The following is a 15,809-nucleotide window of genomic DNA, read 5'->3' as shown; positions in this document are numbered from 1 at the left end:
AAGCGCGGCTCGCCAGCGGCAAATCGGCTGCCGGCGTCCCCGCGCTTCCGCTTCGTCTCTCTACTCCGCCGCGTACGGCCTCAGGCCGCGCGTTCGAAATATGACTGCAACGATCGTACTTCGAGATCGCCGCTGCAATAGGCCTTTATGCCCTCCGCCGCGGCGATCGCTCCGGCCAAGGTGGTATAATAGGGAACCTTGTGCAAGAGGGCCGTCCGCCGCAACGAACGGGAATCCGCAAGCGCCTGCGGGCCTTCGGTGGTGTTGAAGATCAGCTGGATCTCGCCGTTCTTGATCGCGTCGACGACATGCGGCCGGCCTTCCAGAACCTTGTTGATCCGGGCCGCGTCGATGCCCTGCTCCTGCAGCAGGCGCAGCGTGCCGCCGGTGGCGAGGATGCGGAAGCCGAGATCGGCCAGGATGCGCACTGATGCGACGATGCGCGGCTTGTCGTCGTCGCGCACGGAGACGAAGACGGTGCCCTTGACCGGCACCTTGGAGCCGGCGCCGAGCTGGCTCTTGGCGAAGGCGGTGTCGAAGGAGCGGTCAAGGCCGATGACCTCGCCCGTCGAGCGCATTTCCGGGCCGAGCAGCACGTCGACGCCGGGGAAGCGCGCGAAGGGGAATACGGCTTCCTTGACGCCGACATGGTCGAGCTTCGAAGGCTTCAGGCCGAAGCCCGCCAGAGCCTCGCCGGCCATGATGCGGGCGGCGATCTTGGCGATCGGCTGGCCGATGACCTTCGCGACGAAGGGCACGGTGCGCGAGGCGCGCGGATTGACCTCGAGCACGTAGATGTCGCCGTCCTTGATGGCGTACTGGACGTTCATCAGCCCGCCGACATCGAGCGCGAGCGCCATCGCCTTGGTCTGGCGCTCCAGCTCGGCGAGGGTCTCGGGGCTGAGCGAGCGCGGCGGCAGCGAGCAGGCCGAATCGCCGGAATGGATGCCGGCTTCCTCGATATGCTCCATGATGCCGGCGACGAAGACGTCCTTGCCGTCGCAGAGGCAGTCGACATCGACCTCGATCGCATCCGACAGGTAGCGGTCGAACAGCAGCGGGTTCTTGCCGAGCACCGTGTTGATCTGGCCGGTCTTGTCGTTCGGGTACTTGGCCTTGACCTCGGAGGGGATCAGCGAGGGCAGGGTGCCGAGCAGGTAGTCCTCGAACATCACCTCGTCGCGGATGATCGCCATGGCGCGGCCGCCGAGCACGTAGGATGGGCGGACGACGAAGGGCAGGCCAAGCTCGCCGGCGATGATGCGGGACTGCTCGACCGAGTAGGCGATGCCGTTCTTCGGCTGCTTGAGGTGCAGCTTGTCGAGCAGGCGCTTGAAGCGGTCGCGGTCCTCGGCAAGATCGATCATGTCCGGCGAGGTGCCAAGGATCGGGATGCCCGCCTCTTCCAGCGCATTGGCGAGCTTCAGCGGCGTCTGGCCACCGAACTGGACGATGACGCCGAGCAGCGTGCCGTTCCGCCTCTCGGTATCGAGGATCTCGAGCACGTCCTCCGCCGTCAGCGGCTCGAAATAGAGCCGGTCGGAGGTGTCGTAGTCGGTCGAGACCGTCTCCGGGTTGCAGTTGACCATGATGGTCTCGTAGCCGGCGTCGCGCAGCGCGTAGCAGGCATGGCAGCAGCAATAGTCGAACTCGATGCCTTGGCCGATGCGGTTCGGTCCGCCGCCGAGAATCACGACCTTCTTGCGGTCGGACGGGTTGGCCTCGTCCGCGACCTTGCCCGCGAAGGGCATGGCATAGCTCGAATACATATAGGCGGTCGGCGAGGCGAACTCGGCCGCGCAGGTGTCGATGCGCTTGTAGACCGGGCGCACCTCCAGCGCGTGACGCAGCGCCCGCACTTCCGTCTCGTTCTTGCCCGAGACTGCGGCGAGACGCTTGTCGGAGAAGCCCATCGCCTTGATCTGGCGGAAGGCGCCCGGCGTCTGCGGCAGGCCGAACTTGCGGATCTTCTCCTCGGTCTCGACGATGCCGCGCATCTGGGCGAGGAACCAGGGATCGATCTTGCAGCTCTCGTGGATTTCCTCGTCGCTGAAGCCGAAGCGCATGGCCTGGGCGACGTGGAGGATGCGGTCCGGCGTCGGCGTCGAGATCGCCGCCTTCACGGCGTTGCGGTCGTCGCCATGGCCGAAGCCGTCGATCTCGATCTCGTCGAGGCCGTCGAGCCCGGTTTCCAGCGAGCGCAGGGCCTTCTGCAGCGATTCCTGGAAGGTGCGGCCGATGGCCATGGCCTCGCCCACCGACTTCATCGCGGTGGTCAGCGTCGGCTCGGAGCCCGGGAACTTCTCGAAGGCAAAGCGCGGGATCTTGGTGACGACGTAGTCGATGGTCGGCTCGAAGGAGGCCGGCGTCGCGCCGCCGGTGATGTCGTTCTCGATCTCGTCGAGCGTGTAGCCGACGGCGAGGCGCGCCGCGACCTTGGCGATCGGGAAGCCGGTCGCCTTGGAGGCCAGCGCCGAGGAGCGCGAGACGCGCGGGTTCATCTCGATGACAATCATGCGGCCGGTGGCAGGATCGATCGCGAACTGCACGTTGCTGCCGCCGGTCTCGACGCCGATCTCGCGCAGCACCGCCAGCGAGGCGTCGCGCATGATCTGGTATTCCTTGTCGGTCAGCGTCAGCGCCGGCGCCACGGTGATCGAATCACCGGTGTGGACGCCCATCGGATCGAAGTTCTCGATCGAGCAGACGATGATGCAGTTGTCCTTCTTGTCGCGGACAACCTCCATCTCGTACTCCTTCCAGCCGAGCACGCTTTCCTCGATGAGGACCTCGCTGGTGGGGGAGGCGTCGATGCCGCGCTCGACGATGTCGATGAACTCGCCCTTGTTGTAGGCGATGCCGCCGCCCGTGCCGCCCATGGTGAAGGAGGGGCGGATGATGGCGGGCAGGCCGATATCCTCGAGCGCGTCGAGCGCCTGGCCGAGCGTCTTGATGTGGTGCGAGCGCGGGGTGTCCAGGCCGATCTTGGTCATCGCCTCGCGGAAGAGTTCGCGGTCCTCGGCCTTGTCGATGGCTTCGGCCGTGGCGCCGATCATCTCGACGTTGAACTTCTCCAGCACGCCCATCTTCTTGAGCGAGAGCGCGCAGTTCAGCGCGGTCTGGCCGCCCATCGTTGGCAGCAGCGCGTCCGGGCGCTCTTTCTCGATGATCTTGGCGACGATCTCCGGCGTGATCGGCTCGACATAAGTCGCGTCGGCCAGATCCGGATCGGTCATGATCGTGGCCGGGTTCGAGTTGACCAGGACGATGCGGTAGCCCTCGGCCTTCAGCGTCTTGCAGGCCTGGGTGCCGGAATAGTCGAACTCGCAGGCCTGTCCGATGATGATGGGGCCGGCGCCGATGATCAGGATGGACTTGATGTCTGTGCGCTTGGGCATGATCTCGACCGGTCTTGCGGGCGCGCGCAAGGCCGGTCCGATCGGGCGAGCGGAGGCCTGGCGAGCGTCTGAATGAATGCTAGGCGCTCGCTATAGACGGGCAAGGCGGCGGAAGGAAGCTAAAACCGCTTCCGCCCCCGATCAACGCACAGGCCGTGGTGCCGGCATGGTGAGATCGATCTCCAGCGGGCGCGGCACGCGGCGCTTGCGGCGCATCGCGACGAAGAGCACGGCGAGCGCCGCGACCTCGCAGGCCGCGCCGACGAAGCCGAGCGGCCAGGTCCCGGCATGCCGCATCACCTGCTGGCCCAGCGCCGCGCCGGCCGCGATGCCGAAATACAGGGCGGAGGCGTTGAGCGAGAGCGCGACCACGGCCGCGTCCGGCGCCATCGCGGCGAGCCTCGACATCTGCGAGGGGTGCCCGGCCCAACCGGCCGCGCTCCAGATCAGCAGCACGAAGGGAATCGGGTAGATCGCAAGCGCCGGCGGCAGGCCGACCGCGATCAGCGAGGCCGTCAGCAGTGCCAGCGCCAGCACGCTGAGCACGACGGTGAGCGTGCGCTCGGGGCCGAAGCGGTCGCTGGCGATGCCGCCGAGCTGGTTGCCGATGGCAGAACCGATGCCGGAGACGACGAGCGTCACCGCGAGCCAGGGCCCGGCGATGCCGGCATGGTTGGTCAGGAAGGGCGCGATGTAGGTGTAGAGGACGAAGGCGCCTGTGGTCCAAAGCATCGTCGTGGCCAGCGCCAGCAGCACGTCGCTGCGCCCCGCGACCTGGAGGCGCTCGCGCAGCGTGTTGGTGCCGCGCGGCAGGCCCTTGGGCAGCTTGACGAGAAGGCCCGCCAGCGAGAGCACGCTGAACAGCGCCACGATGAGGAAGGCGAGGTGCCAGCCGCCAAAGCCGACGACCGCGGTGCCGATGGGTATGCCGAGAATCAGCGAGACGGTCATGCCGCCGGTGACGAGCGCGATGGCCCGGCCGCGCCGTTCCGGCGCGGAGACCGCGACCGCGACGGCGTTGGCAGCCGGCATGAACACGCCGGCAGCGAGCGCCATCACGATCCGCGCGCCCATCACCACCCAGAAATCGCTGGCAAAGGCAGCGCCGAGATTGGCGAGGCCGAACACCGTCATCGCGCCGACCAGCACCGTCTTGCGGTCGGCGTCGCCGAGCACGGTCGAGAGGATGGGGGAGCCGATCGCATAGGCGAGGGCGAAGATCGAGATGAGCAGGCCGGCGGCATCGACGGAGACGCCGAGGCCGGAGGCGAGATGGGGCAGGATGCCGGTGACGATCAGGCTGCCCGTGCCGATGGCGAAGGCGCCGCCGGCGAGCGAGAGAAGACGCGTATCCATGGGACTGATCCTTGCGGATGATCGCTGTTTCGAAGGCGAGCTTCAAAATTTCAATGATCGTTGAATTTTAAGATCGCGCATCACTGACCGCAAGGGTAATTTCAACGAATGTTGAATATTGTCAGGAGCGGTGGCATCGCCTATCTCGGAGGGCATGAAGCCGGTTTTCCATCCCGATATCGAGGATGTCGCGCCCGCCGACGTGTTCGCGGCGCTGGCCGATCCGATCCGCCTCGGCATCCTCGTGGCGCTCGCAGATGTCAGCGAGGTCGACAAGGCGCGCTGCAGCCACTTCACCGCCTTCGCCTCGCCCTCTCTCCTGTCCTACCATTTCGGGAAGCTGCGCGAGGCTGGCATCACGCGCATGCGGGTGGAGGGCACCTCGCGCTATCTCAGCATCCGGCGCGACGAGCTGAACCAGCGCTTTCCGGGGCTGCTCGACAGCGTTGTGGAGACGGCGCGGCGCGATCCGAACCTGCCGCGCCTCGGGTCCGATTGGCTTTCGGACGGCGGGTAGACGCAAGGTCAGATTTTATCTCGTTGACAGGCCTTTCCACGGGTTTAGCGTTCACGGCTTCCGCGATGGCGTCGAGCCGGATCGCGCGAGAAGCACCGGCCACGCCCTAACCCGAGGAGCATGGCCATGCGTGCAGCCGACCCTCAGAAACTCGATGCCCTGGTAGGACGTCTTGTCGGCGATGTCGGAGCCTCCGTCACCGGCGCCCTGATCGTGCTGGGCGACCAGCTCGGCCTGTACAAGGCGATGGCCGACGGCGAGCCCGTCACCTCCCAGCAACTGGCCACGAAGACGGGCCTCAAGGAGCGCTATCTGCGCGAATGGCTCGCCGGGCAGGCCTCGGCCGGCTATGTCGATTACGACGAGGGCAGCGACAGCTTCAGCCTTTCGCCGGAACAGGCCATGGCCTTCGCGGAGGAAGACAGTCCCGCCTTCTTTGCCGGCGCGTTCGAGATCGTGCAGTCGATGTGGGTCGACGAGCCGAAGGTCGAGGAGGCCTTCCGCAGCGGCGCCGGCCTCGGCTGGCACGAGCACAGCAAATGCCTGTTCCGGGGCACCGAGCGCTTCTTCCGGCCGGGTTACAACGCGAATCTGATCGCCAGCTGGATTCCGGCGCTGGGCGGCATCGAAGCCAAGCTGAAGGATGGCGCGACCGTCGCCGATGTCGGTTGCGGGCACGGTTCCTCGACCATCCTGATGGCGCAGGCCTACCCGCAATCGCGGTTCTATGGCTTCGACTATCACGGACCGTCGATCGAGCGGGCGCGCGAGGCGGCGGACAGGGCCGGCGTGGGCGACCGCATCGTCTTCGAGCGCGCCTCGGCCAAGGACTTCCCGGAGAGGAAGTACGATCTCGTGACCATGTTCGATTGCCTGCATGACATGGGCGATCCGGTCGGCGCCGGAAAGCATGTGCGGGAATCGCTGGCGCGGGACGGCAGCTGGATGATCGTCGAGCCCTTCGCGCACGACCATCTCAAGGACAACCTCAATCCCGTCGGGCGGATCTTCTACGGCGCCTCGACCATGATCTGCACGCCGGCTTCGCTCTCGCAGGAGGTGGGGCTGGGGCTGGGGGCGCAGGCCGGGGAGATGCGGCTGCGCAAGGTCGCCATGGATGCCGGCTTCTCGCATTTCCGGCGCGCGACCGAGACGCCGTTCAACATGGTGTTCGAGGTGCGGGCCTGAGCCGGGCGGGCGGCGCCGGTCGGAACCGGCGCGGCCCCAAACGATCGGGCCAGATCGCTCGCGATCTTCGGGCATTCTTGACGAGATGATTTTGCTCGGAACCGCATCGTCATCCCGGGCTCGACCCGGGATCCATGCCAGAGCGTATCCAGGAGCTTCAGGCATGGCTCCCGGATATTCGTTTTGCTCCGTCCGGGATGACATGCGTTTCGGCAGAGACGCAGCCGGCACCAGCCGCGGATGCGGATTGAGTTTCATCCAAGATAATGTAATGTTGTATCATTACATTATCTGGAGAGATGCCTTGCCTTCGCCTCACCTCGCTGCTGCCGGCCTCGGCCTCGCCGGCTGCCTGCTCGCTTCCGCCGCGCAGGCGCATGACCATTTATCGCTGCGCGGGCGCCTCGTCTTCGCCGATCACGACAAGCCGGTCGTCCGCATCCTCGATCTCGACAGCGGCGAGGTCACGCACAGCTTCGATGTGCCGAAGGCCAATCCGGGTTTTGCAGGTGTATCCGGCGGCCGCTTCGTCGTGGTGAAGACCGGGGACGAGGCGGGGACACTGCGCATCCTCGATACCGGCTTGATCGCCGAATCGCATGGCGACCATGTCGATCTCGACAAGGCCGAGCCGAAGCTCATCGACTTCATGACGAAGGGCGACCGGCCGGCCCATGTCATCTCCGGGCAGGGGCAGCTCGCGCTGTTCTATGACGGCCTGCGCCCTTGGGAGGGCAAGAGCGAGCCACGCGTCGTGATGGTCGGGATCGACAGCCTCGCGAAGCCCGATCCGGCGGTGACGGTCTGGCCGAGCCCCGCCCCGCAGCATGGCATCGCAGTGCCGCTCGGTGCCCGGCAATGGCTGATCTCGGTGCCCAACCCCGCCTATGCCAAGGGCGACGACCGCAGCGCCTCGCCGCGCCCCAACGGCTTCGAGGTCCTGGAGCAGGGCAAGCCCTCACAGAAGGACGGCGGTTGGAAGCGGATCGCGGGCTTCAACGATCCGGCGCGGGCCGATGCCTCCTGCAAGCTCTATCACGGCTATGCGCCGACACGCGGCGGCCGCCACCTCTTCGGCTGCGCCGAGGGCGACGGCGGCGGGCTGCTGGTGCTCTCGAAAACAGGCAAGGGCACCGCGGCCGCATGGAGCGCGCGCAAGCTGGCCTATCCGGACGAGCGGCGCATCAGCGCGCTCAAATCCCGCGACGGCGGGCGCCATCTCGTCGGCAATTACGGGCTGAAGGCGCCCTATGACGCATTGCTGCGGATCGACCCCGACGCCAAGGCGCTCTCGACGGCGGATGTGCTTGCGATCCCCGGCGGGCAGGCCGCCTGCCAGTTCGAACTCAGCAGCACCGGCAACCGCCTCGCCAACCTGACGCCGGACGGCAAGCTCAGGGTGTACGCGGTCGCGCCGGCCTGGAAGGAGATCGCTTCCTTCGACGCCGTCGCGGCCTTCGATTGCGCCTATGGCGCGAAAACGCCGACGCCTGGCCTCGCCGTGATCGGCGGCAGCGCCTTCGTCAGCGATCCCACCAACGGGCGCATCCGCGAATATCATCTCGACACGTTGAAGCAGGGGCTCGACATGCCGGTCGGCGGCCTGCCGGCCAATCTCGCCGGCAGCGACGCGGGCTGAGCGGGCCAGCCCCCAGCCTTTTGTTTTATCGCATTGTCTTCACGCGAAGCGGTATCCACTTCGCTCGAAAATGCTCTAGGAAGCGCGGATGCCGTTTCGCCGTTATCCGCGCCAGTTCCGCCAGCTCGTGGCCTATGTCATCGCCGGTGGCCTGACGGCCGTCGCGCATTACGGCGTGCTGATCGGGCTCGTCGAACTCGGCCGAATCGACCCGGTGCCGGCAACGCTCGCCGGCTTCGTCGTCGGCGCCCTGGTCTCCTACACGCTCAACCGCTGGATGACCTTCGATGCGACGCGCAGCCATGCGCAGGCCGGCTGGCGCTTCGCCGTGATCGCGGCCGGCGGCTTTGTGCTCACCGGCATCCTGATGCATCTGTTCGTGACGCGGGCCGGCTTGCCCTATCTGCCGATGCAGATCGTCACCACGGGCGTGGTCATGGTCTTCTCGTTCCTCGGCCACAAGTTCTTCAGCTTCGCCGATCGGGTGGCGTAAGGGGCCGCCACCCGCCAGCTTCCTCTACCTCGGCGGATCGACCGTCAGCGTGATCTGCCTGCGGCCGATGCGGCCTTCCTTGTCGGTCGCCTCGATCTCGATGACGTGGCTTCCGCTTGGGACGATGACGGAAGGAGCGTCGATCCCGGCCGGGGTGATGAAGGGCTTGATCCGCTCGGTGATGTCCACCGGGGGCTGGCGGCGGTAGAAGACGCGAACGGTGCCGGGGTCGATCGGCACGCCGTTGCTCGGCATGAAGCGCACGGCAAGGCGGAAGGGCTTGCCGTCGACGCCCTTGTCAGGCGTCGGCAGCGTATCGATGCCCGGGCCGCGGGTGAGGTTGCGCGTGCTCGCCGCCGCCTTGGCGGCGGTCGGTAGACCGGCCTCCTCGCGGGTGATGAGCTGGACGGGGTCGGCGGCCTGCGCGGCCGTCAGCGTGGCGGCAACGGCGAGAACGGCAGGCATAATGTGCCGGACGAGCACAGTCATGATCATCGTTCCTATTTCACTCCCAGGATTGCGGCGACGAGGCCGGCGATGGCAGAAATGGCGGTACCGGCCATCAGGATGGTGGTTTCGATGGTCTTCAGCGTTTCCATCGGCACCTTGCCATGCACGGCCAGCAGCCCCTTGCGCAGTTCCGGCAGCGAGACGAGGCCACGCGCGGCAAGCGCAGCCTGCGTCACGCGCAGCAACATCCCCGAGAACATGGAGGCGCCGATGCTCAGCGCGTAGAACGAAGTCTCGCGCCAGGCTGCCGGCCCCTGCGGAAGGAGCGGTATATTGTCGTGCCAACCAAGCAACGCGTTCATTGTCACGACAGAAAAAATCGCGAAGGCGGCCGCGATGCCGATATCGAAGGCGATCAGCCGGGGGCGGATGCCGAAATAGATCAGGCCGGTGAGAAAGGGGATCGCGATCGAAGCGAGGCGCAGCGCCCAGAGCGGCAGATCGAGCCAGAGCACGACCCCGCAATAGGCCAGCAGCAGTAGCACCAGGCCGAAGGGCAGAACCCAGAAGCGCCGCCGCGTGCCATGCGGAACGGTGGGCGCGGCCGCATGCTGGGCCTCTGGAGGCTCGGAGGCTACGGCTTCGGCGACCGGAGCCGGCCGGGCGGCGAGCGCGGCACGGTCTTCCTCGGCCCGCTTCTCGAAGGCCGCAAGCCGCTCCTCGAGCGTATCGAGACGGCGCAGCAGGGGCAGTACGGGGGTGAGGTCCCGTCCGCAGCACCGGCACGACAGCACGCCCCTGTTAAGCGCGGCATCGCAATAGGGACAGACGAAGTGTTCCTGCACGGAGATCTCGCGCCGTTCGGGCAAGCCGCGCTCAAAGCCATATTTATTTCGCCAGATCAAGATGTCCGGCAGATTTCAGCTACGGAACTTTAGTACAACTCCGCGCGGTTGCCGGCGCGGACCTGCGCTTTCGTCGGTCACGCGGACTTCGTCGCCTTGAAGGTCATGCGGTGGGGGTTGTGGCCGAAATTGGCGGGTCGCTCGATCGTCGTGAATCCGGCCTCGCGGATCAGCTCGGTGACGGCTTCTGGCGTGTAGGTCGATAGCCCGTACTGCGCGCGCAGCTTGCGATAATCGGAGAAGGCGGTGCGGACCAGGCCGGCGAGCGCCGCGGTCAGGAAGCCGCCGCGCCAGGCGAAGGCGAGCAGCTGCGAGGCGTCGGTGAGCGGGCTGACATCGGGCGGGATGACATCGGCGATCACCAGCGCGCCGCCCGGCTTGAGCTTGCCGCGCCAGGTTTTGAGCAGTGCCTTCAGCTCGTCGCGGGAGAGATACTGGACCAGCGAATTGGCGACGACGAGATCGAGCGTCGCTTCGGGCAGGGCCTCGACCTCCTCCGGCGAGACCACGGTGATGTTCTCCCTGCGGCCGAACTGGGCGCGCAGCTTTTCGCGGACGTTGGGTGCCGCTTCGCAGAGACAGAGCCTGCCGCAAGCCGAGGCGACGCGGCCGGCATCCAGCGCCTCGCCGCAGCCATGGTCGAGCACGACGGCGTCGGGCGCCGGTATGTGGCCGATCAGGTCGGTCGCGATGGCGCGGTAATGCAGGGCCTTGTGGCGCGGCGAGACGTAGATCGAATGCTCGCCGTTCCAGAAATCGCGCCAGGACATGGGTAGGTTCGATCCTCCGGGCCGAATGCAGCCGTCCTCGATGACTAAACGCAAGCAGGGCGGCTCCGCAACAGGCAGGGGTTTCGGCACCCATCCGTTTCCGCTTAACTCGTGGAGGCGCCACCCGACTCAAGATGGCGTTCAAGGGGGAATCGATGCTTCTGCTGCCGCGGCTGCTCAAACGGTTCATCCGGCAGGGGCGCTTGACCGTCATCACGCCGGATGGGAAGCGTCACATCTTCGGCCCGGGGCCGGCGGAGATGCTGTTCGCCGGCGTGCGCAAGATGGCGCCGGCCGTCACGGTCCGCTTCCATGACGACCGTATCGAGCGCGAACTCTTCCTCAATCCCGAGCTTGCGCTGGCCGAAGGCTACATGGACGGGCGGATCGATTTCGAGGAAGGCACGATCCACGATCTGCTGACGCTGTTCTGGATGCAGCGCAAGGAGATGCGCAAGCACCCGCTGCAGAAGGCTATCCGGCAGGTTCGCTTCAAGATCAGGCGCTGGCAGATGCACAACCCGCTCGGCGTCGCCGGCAAGAAGGTCAAGCATCACTACGACATCCCGACCGATTTCTACCGGCTCTGGCTCGACGAGACGATGACGTACTCCTGCGCGTACTGGCATTCGCCGAACGTGGGGCTCGAACAAGCGCAGAAGGCCAAGCTCCGGCACATCGCCGCCAAGCTGAACATCGAGCCCGGCATGAGCGTGCTCGACATCGGCTCGGGCTGGGGCGAACTCGCGATCTATCTGGCCAAGGCCTGTGGGGCGAAGGTGACCGGCCTCAACGTCTCGCCCGACCAGATGGCCGCCGCGCAGAAGCGCGCCGAGGCGGCCGGCGTCGGCGATGCCGTGACTTTCATCAACAAGGACTATCGCGAGCTGACCGGCAGCTTCGACCGCATCGTCTCGGTCGGGATGATGGAGCATGTCGGCCTCGCGCATTATCTCGAATATTTCGAGAAGATCCGCGATCTGCTGACGCCGGACGGGATCGCGCTCGTCCACTGCATCGGCCGCGCCGGGCCGCCCGGTTTCACCGGCCCCTTCTTCGAAAAGTACATCTTCCCCGGCGGCTATGCGCCGGCGCTGTCGGAGGTGTTCGGGGCGGTGGAACAGACCGGGCTCTGGTCGTCCGATTGCGAGTTCTGGCGGCGGCACTACCACTGGACGCTGGAAGCCTGGCGCGAGCGCTTCATGGCGAGGCGCGAGGAGGTGGTCGCGATGATGGGCGAGCGTTTCGCCCGGATGTGGGAGTTCTATCTCTGCGCCTGCTCGATCTCCTTCGACATCGGCGGCGACATGGTGTTCCAGCTGCTGCTGGGCCCGCATAAGAGCGCCGTCCCGGTCATCCGGGACTACATCGCGGATGAGGAGAAGGCACTGGAGGCCCGCGGATTTTGACCATATCCAGGCGCCTCGACAAATCCTGGCTGGTCTTCGACAGCGTCGAGAACGAAGAGCATGATCGTTGCGTCGATCTGTTCTCCCGGCCCGACGGTACGTTCGGCTTCGAGGAGTTCCGGCGCGATGTCGAGGATACCGGCGCCTGGACGCCGGTCCATTACTACTCGGGCATCGTCTATGGCGCCCGGCAGGACGCCTTGGATGCGGCCACGCGCGCGGTCGCATGGCTGTCAGGTGCTCTGTCGCGGCGGGCCGGATAGCCGCCCGCCGCGTTGCGCAGTCAGCGCTTCAGATTGACCACCACGACACCCGCCAGCGCCATGATGCCGCCGATCAGCCCGAAGAGGGTCGGCATCTCGCCGAGCCAGAGGAAGCCGATCAACATCGCCATCGGCGGCACGGCGTACTGGAAGTTGGACGCGCGGGCAGCCGGCAGGCGCGAGAGGGTGATGGCCCAGGTGCCGTAGGCGATGAGGCTCGGCACGACGGCGAGATAGACCACCGACCAGAAGGATACGGTCGGCGCGGCCTGAGCCTGTGAGATGGCGGATGGCAGGAAGGGCAGGAGCACGAACCCGCCGATCGCCATGTTCCAGGCCGCGACATGGAGCGGCTTGTAGCGGGCGAAGAGCGGCTTCTGCACGACCGTGGTGATGGCGTTGCAGAAGGCGGCGCCAAGGATCAGCAGCACGCTCATCCCGATTTCGACATCGAGACCCTTGCCGAGCGCGATGACGCCGATGCCGGCGAACGAGAGCGCCGTGCCGAGCCAGGCGGTCAGGCTGAAGCGCTCGCCCAGGATCATCATGGCGAGCACGGCGGTCATGATCGGATTGGTGTTGATGATGAAGGCGGCGGGGCCGGCCGGCATCACGCGCTGGCCGAAGTTCAGCAACAGCGCATAGCCCGCGATGAAGATCACGCCGCCGATGAGGAAGCGCCAGATATCGGCGCGCTCGGGCAGCTTGGCCCGCGTCGCGATGAGGAAGAGCGCGGCCGGCACGCCGGCGAGCGCGAAGCGCAAAGAGGCCATCTCGGCCGGGCCGAAGCCGGCGAGCCCGGCACGGATCGCCGGGAAGGAGGAGGCCCAGGCCAGGACCGTGAAGGTCACGGTGAAGACCAGCGTCGGGTCGAGACGGGTGCTCGGGGTGGCCAGTGCGGGTGACGTGCAACTTGAGGAGGACATGGCGTCGATCCATCGGTGACGAAAGGTTGCTCTCGATAGACGCCTCGGCGAGCTGATTGACAAACGAACAATTCGCGCATGAGCTGTGAGGATGGATCACAGCTCAAACCTGCCCCCGCTGGACACGCTGCGCGCTTTCGAGGCGGCCGCCCGCACCGGGAGCTTCTCTTCCGCCGCCGAGGCGTTGAACCTGACGCATGGCGCCGTCAGCCGGCAGATCGCCAAGCTCGAGCATTGGCTGGGCCTGCGCGTTTTCCTGCGGCAGGCGCGCGGCGTCTCGTTGACGCCGGAAGGGCAGCGCCTGCTCCAGCGCACGCAGGAAGCCTTCGCGCTGATCGCCGACACCTCCGACCGCTGGCGCGAGGCGCGCGGTGCCTCGGTGGTGCGCGTGAGCGCGCCGCCCTCGGTCTGTTCGCTCTGGCTGATGCCGCGCCTCGCGGTGCTGGAGGCGGGGGTGCCCTCGTTGCGCATCGTGCTGCAGGTCGAGCATCGCAGGGTCGATTTCGAGGAGGAGGGCGTCGATCTCGGCATCCGCTGCGGGCGGGGCGGGGCGCCGGATCGGCTCTCGCTCAAGCTGTTCGAGGAATGGTGCTTCCCGATCGCCTCGCCGCAGCTCGCCGCGGCCATTGGCGTGGGCGCGCCGGAGCGTCTTTTGGCCCAGCCGCTGATCCACGATTCCGACGCTGCCGGCTGGAAGGCCTGGTTCGCCGCGCAGGGGCTGGACTATCGCCCGCGCCCGCAGGATCGCCGTTTCGAGGACTACAATCTGGTGCTCGATGCCGCCGCACACGGCCTCGGCATCGCCCTGGCGCGTCCGCCTCTGGCACGCGAGCAACTGGTGGCCGGGCGGATCGTCCGGGCGGATGAGCGCGAGGCGCTGAACCCGGTTTCCTATTGGCTCGACCGGCCGTTCGGGACGTTGAGGCCTTCCGCGGCGGCGCTGGCCGAGCGGATCGCAGGCGAGGCTGGCGCGGCGCCGGCTGACATTGAGGCATTCTTAAGCCGCGAGGCGAGGGCGGCGTGATCCGCGTCATGCTCGGGCTTGACCCGAGCATCTCCGGAAGATGAGGCTCCTGCGCCTGTCATGAGATTCTCGGGTCAAGCCCGAGAATGACGGACTGAATCTATCGCAAGCTATGCCGGGGCGCAGAAAATTCGCCGCGCTGGCTGGCGCGGGCCATCTCGAAGCTGTCGGCGATGCGCCGCGCCCGGACGATGAAGGCCTCCGCGATCTCCGGTTCGCAGACCTCCCGCGCCGTCGCCTCGAACAGGTCGAGCCAGCGGTCGAAGTGCCGGCCCTCCAGCGGGAGGATCAGATGCGGGCGCATCGGCCGGCCGTTGTAGCGCCCGGTGCGCAGCATCACGCTGCTCCAGAAATCGGTGATCTTGGCGATATGGTCGTCCCAATCCTGGACGGCCGCCGCGAAGACCGGGCCGATCACGTCGTCCTGCCGCGCCCGCTCGTAGAACGTGCGGACGAGCAGGCCGATCATCGGCTCGCGCAGATCGGGGTGGACGGCGCCCGGATGGGTGAGGGGGTTGTCGGTCATCGCTGGGACATTCGAGGTTTTCCGTATTGTCGGCGGGGCGGGCGGTGAAGGCTAGGCCGGTACCGCGTCTGCGACCTTGTGAGGCAGGGCCGGTTCAGTCTGGACGATGTCCTGATGGCCATTCTCCAGAAACATCCGCATCTCCTCGGCCAGCGCGAAGAAGCGGTCCCGCACAGCCTTGGCATGCGGATTGGCGCGCTCGATCGCCATGAAGACGTTCGGCGCATCGTGTCGGACCATTTCCGTAGCCTGCATCAGCAGGTCGAAGCTCGCGGTGGTCATGTGCTGCGGCAATGGCTCCATCCGCACCAGGATCTTGGCGATGAGATGGGTCAGGCCCTGCACCATCGCAACCTCGCGGTCATGGGCGTCGGCCGTGGTCACGATGACCTTCAGCTTGAGGACATGGCGCAGGAAGGCGGCGATACGCGGCGTGCTGTGGCCGCGAATCGGGCAGAGCGCGATCTTCAGTCCTGCAAGCCCGTTGCGGGCGCTCTGGGGGCCGAAGAGCGGATGCGTGCCGATGATCTCGACATGCCCGGGCAGGCCTTCCGCGAGCACGCGCGCCGGGCCGATCTTGACCGAGCCGACATCGAGCACGATCGCGCCGGCCTTCAGATGGGGCCTAAGCGACGCGACCGCCTCGGGGATCGCCGCGACGGGCACGGCGAGGATGACGAGGTCGCAGCTGCCGATTTCACTGATCGTCGCCGGCCGCAGGCCCTTGCCGGTCGTATCGGGCGAGGGTGGATGAGCGGGGTCGCAGATGCGTAGCGCGAAATGCGGCTGGAGATGACGAGCCATCAGGCGGCCGAAGGCGCCGAAGCCCATGATGCCGATGGAAGTGATGGTCTTGATCTTGGATCGCATCGCTCTGGTCCGGTGGGGAGCCGCGATGCCGGGTGACTTGCCTGAATTCAACCGCCAGCGCGGCGGTTGAACATG

Annotated in this window: 15 protein-coding genes; 7 read left to right on the top strand and 8 right to left on the bottom strand. The window is 66.7% G+C overall.

Features of this window, described 5'->3' with window-relative positions:
- Nucleotides 1-80: 80 nt before the first annotated feature.
- Both carB and AC2FAN_RS23115 read right to left on the bottom strand, forming a co-directional pair.
- Complete coding sequence (gene carB / locus AC2FAN_RS23120; protein ID WP_265054259.1) at nucleotides 81-3,398, bottom strand: carbamoyl-phosphate synthase large subunit; 3,318 nt, start codon at nucleotides 3,396-3,398, stop codon at nucleotides 81-83.
- A gap of 141 nt (nucleotides 3,399-3,539) precedes the next feature.
- Nucleotides 3,540-4,754 carry an MFS transporter gene (locus AC2FAN_RS23115; protein WP_485176490.1) on the bottom strand — a complete coding sequence of 405 codons (1,215 nt, stop codon included), beginning with the start codon at nucleotides 4,752-4,754 and terminating at the stop codon, nucleotides 3,540-3,542.
- A 154-nt stretch (nucleotides 4,755-4,908) separates the two neighbouring features.
- Here AC2FAN_RS23115 and AC2FAN_RS23110 point away from each other — a divergent pair, with 154 nt between their 5' ends.
- From AC2FAN_RS23110 to AC2FAN_RS23095, 4 genes are all read left to right on the top strand, one after another.
- The gene (locus AC2FAN_RS23110) at nucleotides 4,909-5,271 is read left to right on the top strand and encodes an ArsR/SmtB family transcription factor (RefSeq protein ID WP_265054257.1); all 363 of its coding nucleotides are present in this window, start codon (nucleotides 4,909-4,911) and stop codon (nucleotides 5,269-5,271) included.
- 126 nt (nucleotides 5,272-5,397) lie between these two features.
- Nucleotides 5,398-6,459, top strand: coding sequence for a class I SAM-dependent methyltransferase (locus AC2FAN_RS23105; protein ID WP_485176489.1), 1,062 nt, complete (start codon nucleotides 5,398-5,400; stop codon nucleotides 6,457-6,459).
- Nucleotides 6,460-6,763: 304 nt separating this feature from the next.
- Nucleotides 6,764-8,098: a hypothetical protein gene (locus AC2FAN_RS23100; RefSeq protein WP_485176487.1), complete on the top strand. Its 1,335-nt coding sequence runs from the start codon at nucleotides 6,764-6,766 to the stop codon at nucleotides 8,096-8,098.
- A gap of 88 nt (nucleotides 8,099-8,186) precedes the next feature.
- Entirely contained in the window at nucleotides 8,187-8,591 is a 405-nt protein-coding gene (locus AC2FAN_RS23095; RefSeq protein ID WP_485176486.1) for a GtrA family protein, read from the top strand.
- Nucleotides 8,592-8,615: 24 nt separating this feature from the next.
- Here AC2FAN_RS23095 and AC2FAN_RS23090 read toward each other — a convergent pair whose 3' ends face one another.
- The 3 genes from AC2FAN_RS23090 to AC2FAN_RS23080 form a co-directional block, all read right to left on the bottom strand.
- Entirely contained in the window at nucleotides 8,616-9,080 is a 465-nt protein-coding gene (locus AC2FAN_RS23090) for a hypothetical protein (protein WP_476805586.1), read from the bottom strand.
- Between the two features lie 11 nt (nucleotides 9,081-9,091).
- Complete coding sequence (locus tag AC2FAN_RS23085; RefSeq protein ID WP_485176485.1) at nucleotides 9,092-9,886, bottom strand: hypothetical protein; 795 nt, start codon at nucleotides 9,884-9,886, stop codon at nucleotides 9,092-9,094.
- Nucleotides 9,887-10,023: 137 nt separating this feature from the next.
- Nucleotides 10,024-10,716, bottom strand: a complete 693-nt coding sequence (locus AC2FAN_RS23080) for a class I SAM-dependent methyltransferase (protein ID WP_485176484.1) — start codon at nucleotides 10,714-10,716, stop codon at nucleotides 10,024-10,026.
- Nucleotides 10,717-10,871: 155 nt separating this feature from the next.
- Between AC2FAN_RS23080 and AC2FAN_RS23075 the strand changes: the two genes are divergently transcribed.
- A complete protein-coding gene (locus AC2FAN_RS23075) occupies nucleotides 10,872-12,125 on the top strand; it encodes a class I SAM-dependent methyltransferase (protein ID WP_485176483.1) in 1,254 nt (417 codons plus the stop codon).
- The gene (locus tag AC2FAN_RS23070; protein ID WP_485176481.1) at nucleotides 12,122-12,388 is read left to right on the top strand and encodes a hypothetical protein; all 267 of its coding nucleotides are present in this window, start codon (nucleotides 12,122-12,124) and stop codon (nucleotides 12,386-12,388) included. Before AC2FAN_RS23075 ends, AC2FAN_RS23070 begins: the two co-directional genes overlap by 4 nt.
- A 20-nt stretch (nucleotides 12,389-12,408) precedes the next feature.
- Here the strand turns inward: AC2FAN_RS23070 and AC2FAN_RS23065 are convergent, their stop codons facing one another.
- A complete protein-coding gene (locus AC2FAN_RS23065; protein WP_485176480.1) occupies nucleotides 12,409-13,314 on the bottom strand; it encodes a DMT family transporter in 906 nt (301 codons plus the stop codon).
- Nucleotides 13,315-13,405: 91 nt separating this feature from the next.
- Here AC2FAN_RS23065 and AC2FAN_RS23060 point away from each other — a divergent pair, with 91 nt between their 5' ends.
- Nucleotides 13,406-14,338 carry a LysR substrate-binding domain-containing protein gene (locus AC2FAN_RS23060; protein ID WP_485176478.1) on the top strand — a complete coding sequence of 311 codons (933 nt, stop codon included), beginning with the start codon at nucleotides 13,406-13,408 and terminating at the stop codon, nucleotides 14,336-14,338.
- A gap of 100 nt (nucleotides 14,339-14,438) precedes the next feature.
- On the opposite strand, the gene AC2FAN_RS23055 is transcribed toward AC2FAN_RS23060, so the two are convergent.
- Both AC2FAN_RS23055 and AC2FAN_RS23050 read right to left on the bottom strand, forming a co-directional pair.
- On the bottom strand, nucleotides 14,439-14,864 hold the full coding sequence (locus AC2FAN_RS23055) for a group III truncated hemoglobin (protein ID WP_485176477.1): 426 nt from the start codon (nucleotides 14,862-14,864) through the stop codon (nucleotides 14,439-14,441).
- Nucleotides 14,865-14,915: 51 nt separating this feature from the next.
- Nucleotides 14,916-15,734 (bottom strand): prephenate dehydrogenase/arogenate dehydrogenase family protein, encoded by an 819-nt coding sequence (locus AC2FAN_RS23050; protein WP_485176476.1) that lies wholly within the window; start codon nucleotides 15,732-15,734, stop codon nucleotides 14,916-14,918.
- Nucleotides 15,735-15,809 lie beyond the last annotated feature (75 nt).

This window comes from Allobosea sp. RIT-PG3_2 (assembly GCF_057321085.1).
This window is presented reverse-complemented; position numbering and strand designations above follow the sequence as displayed.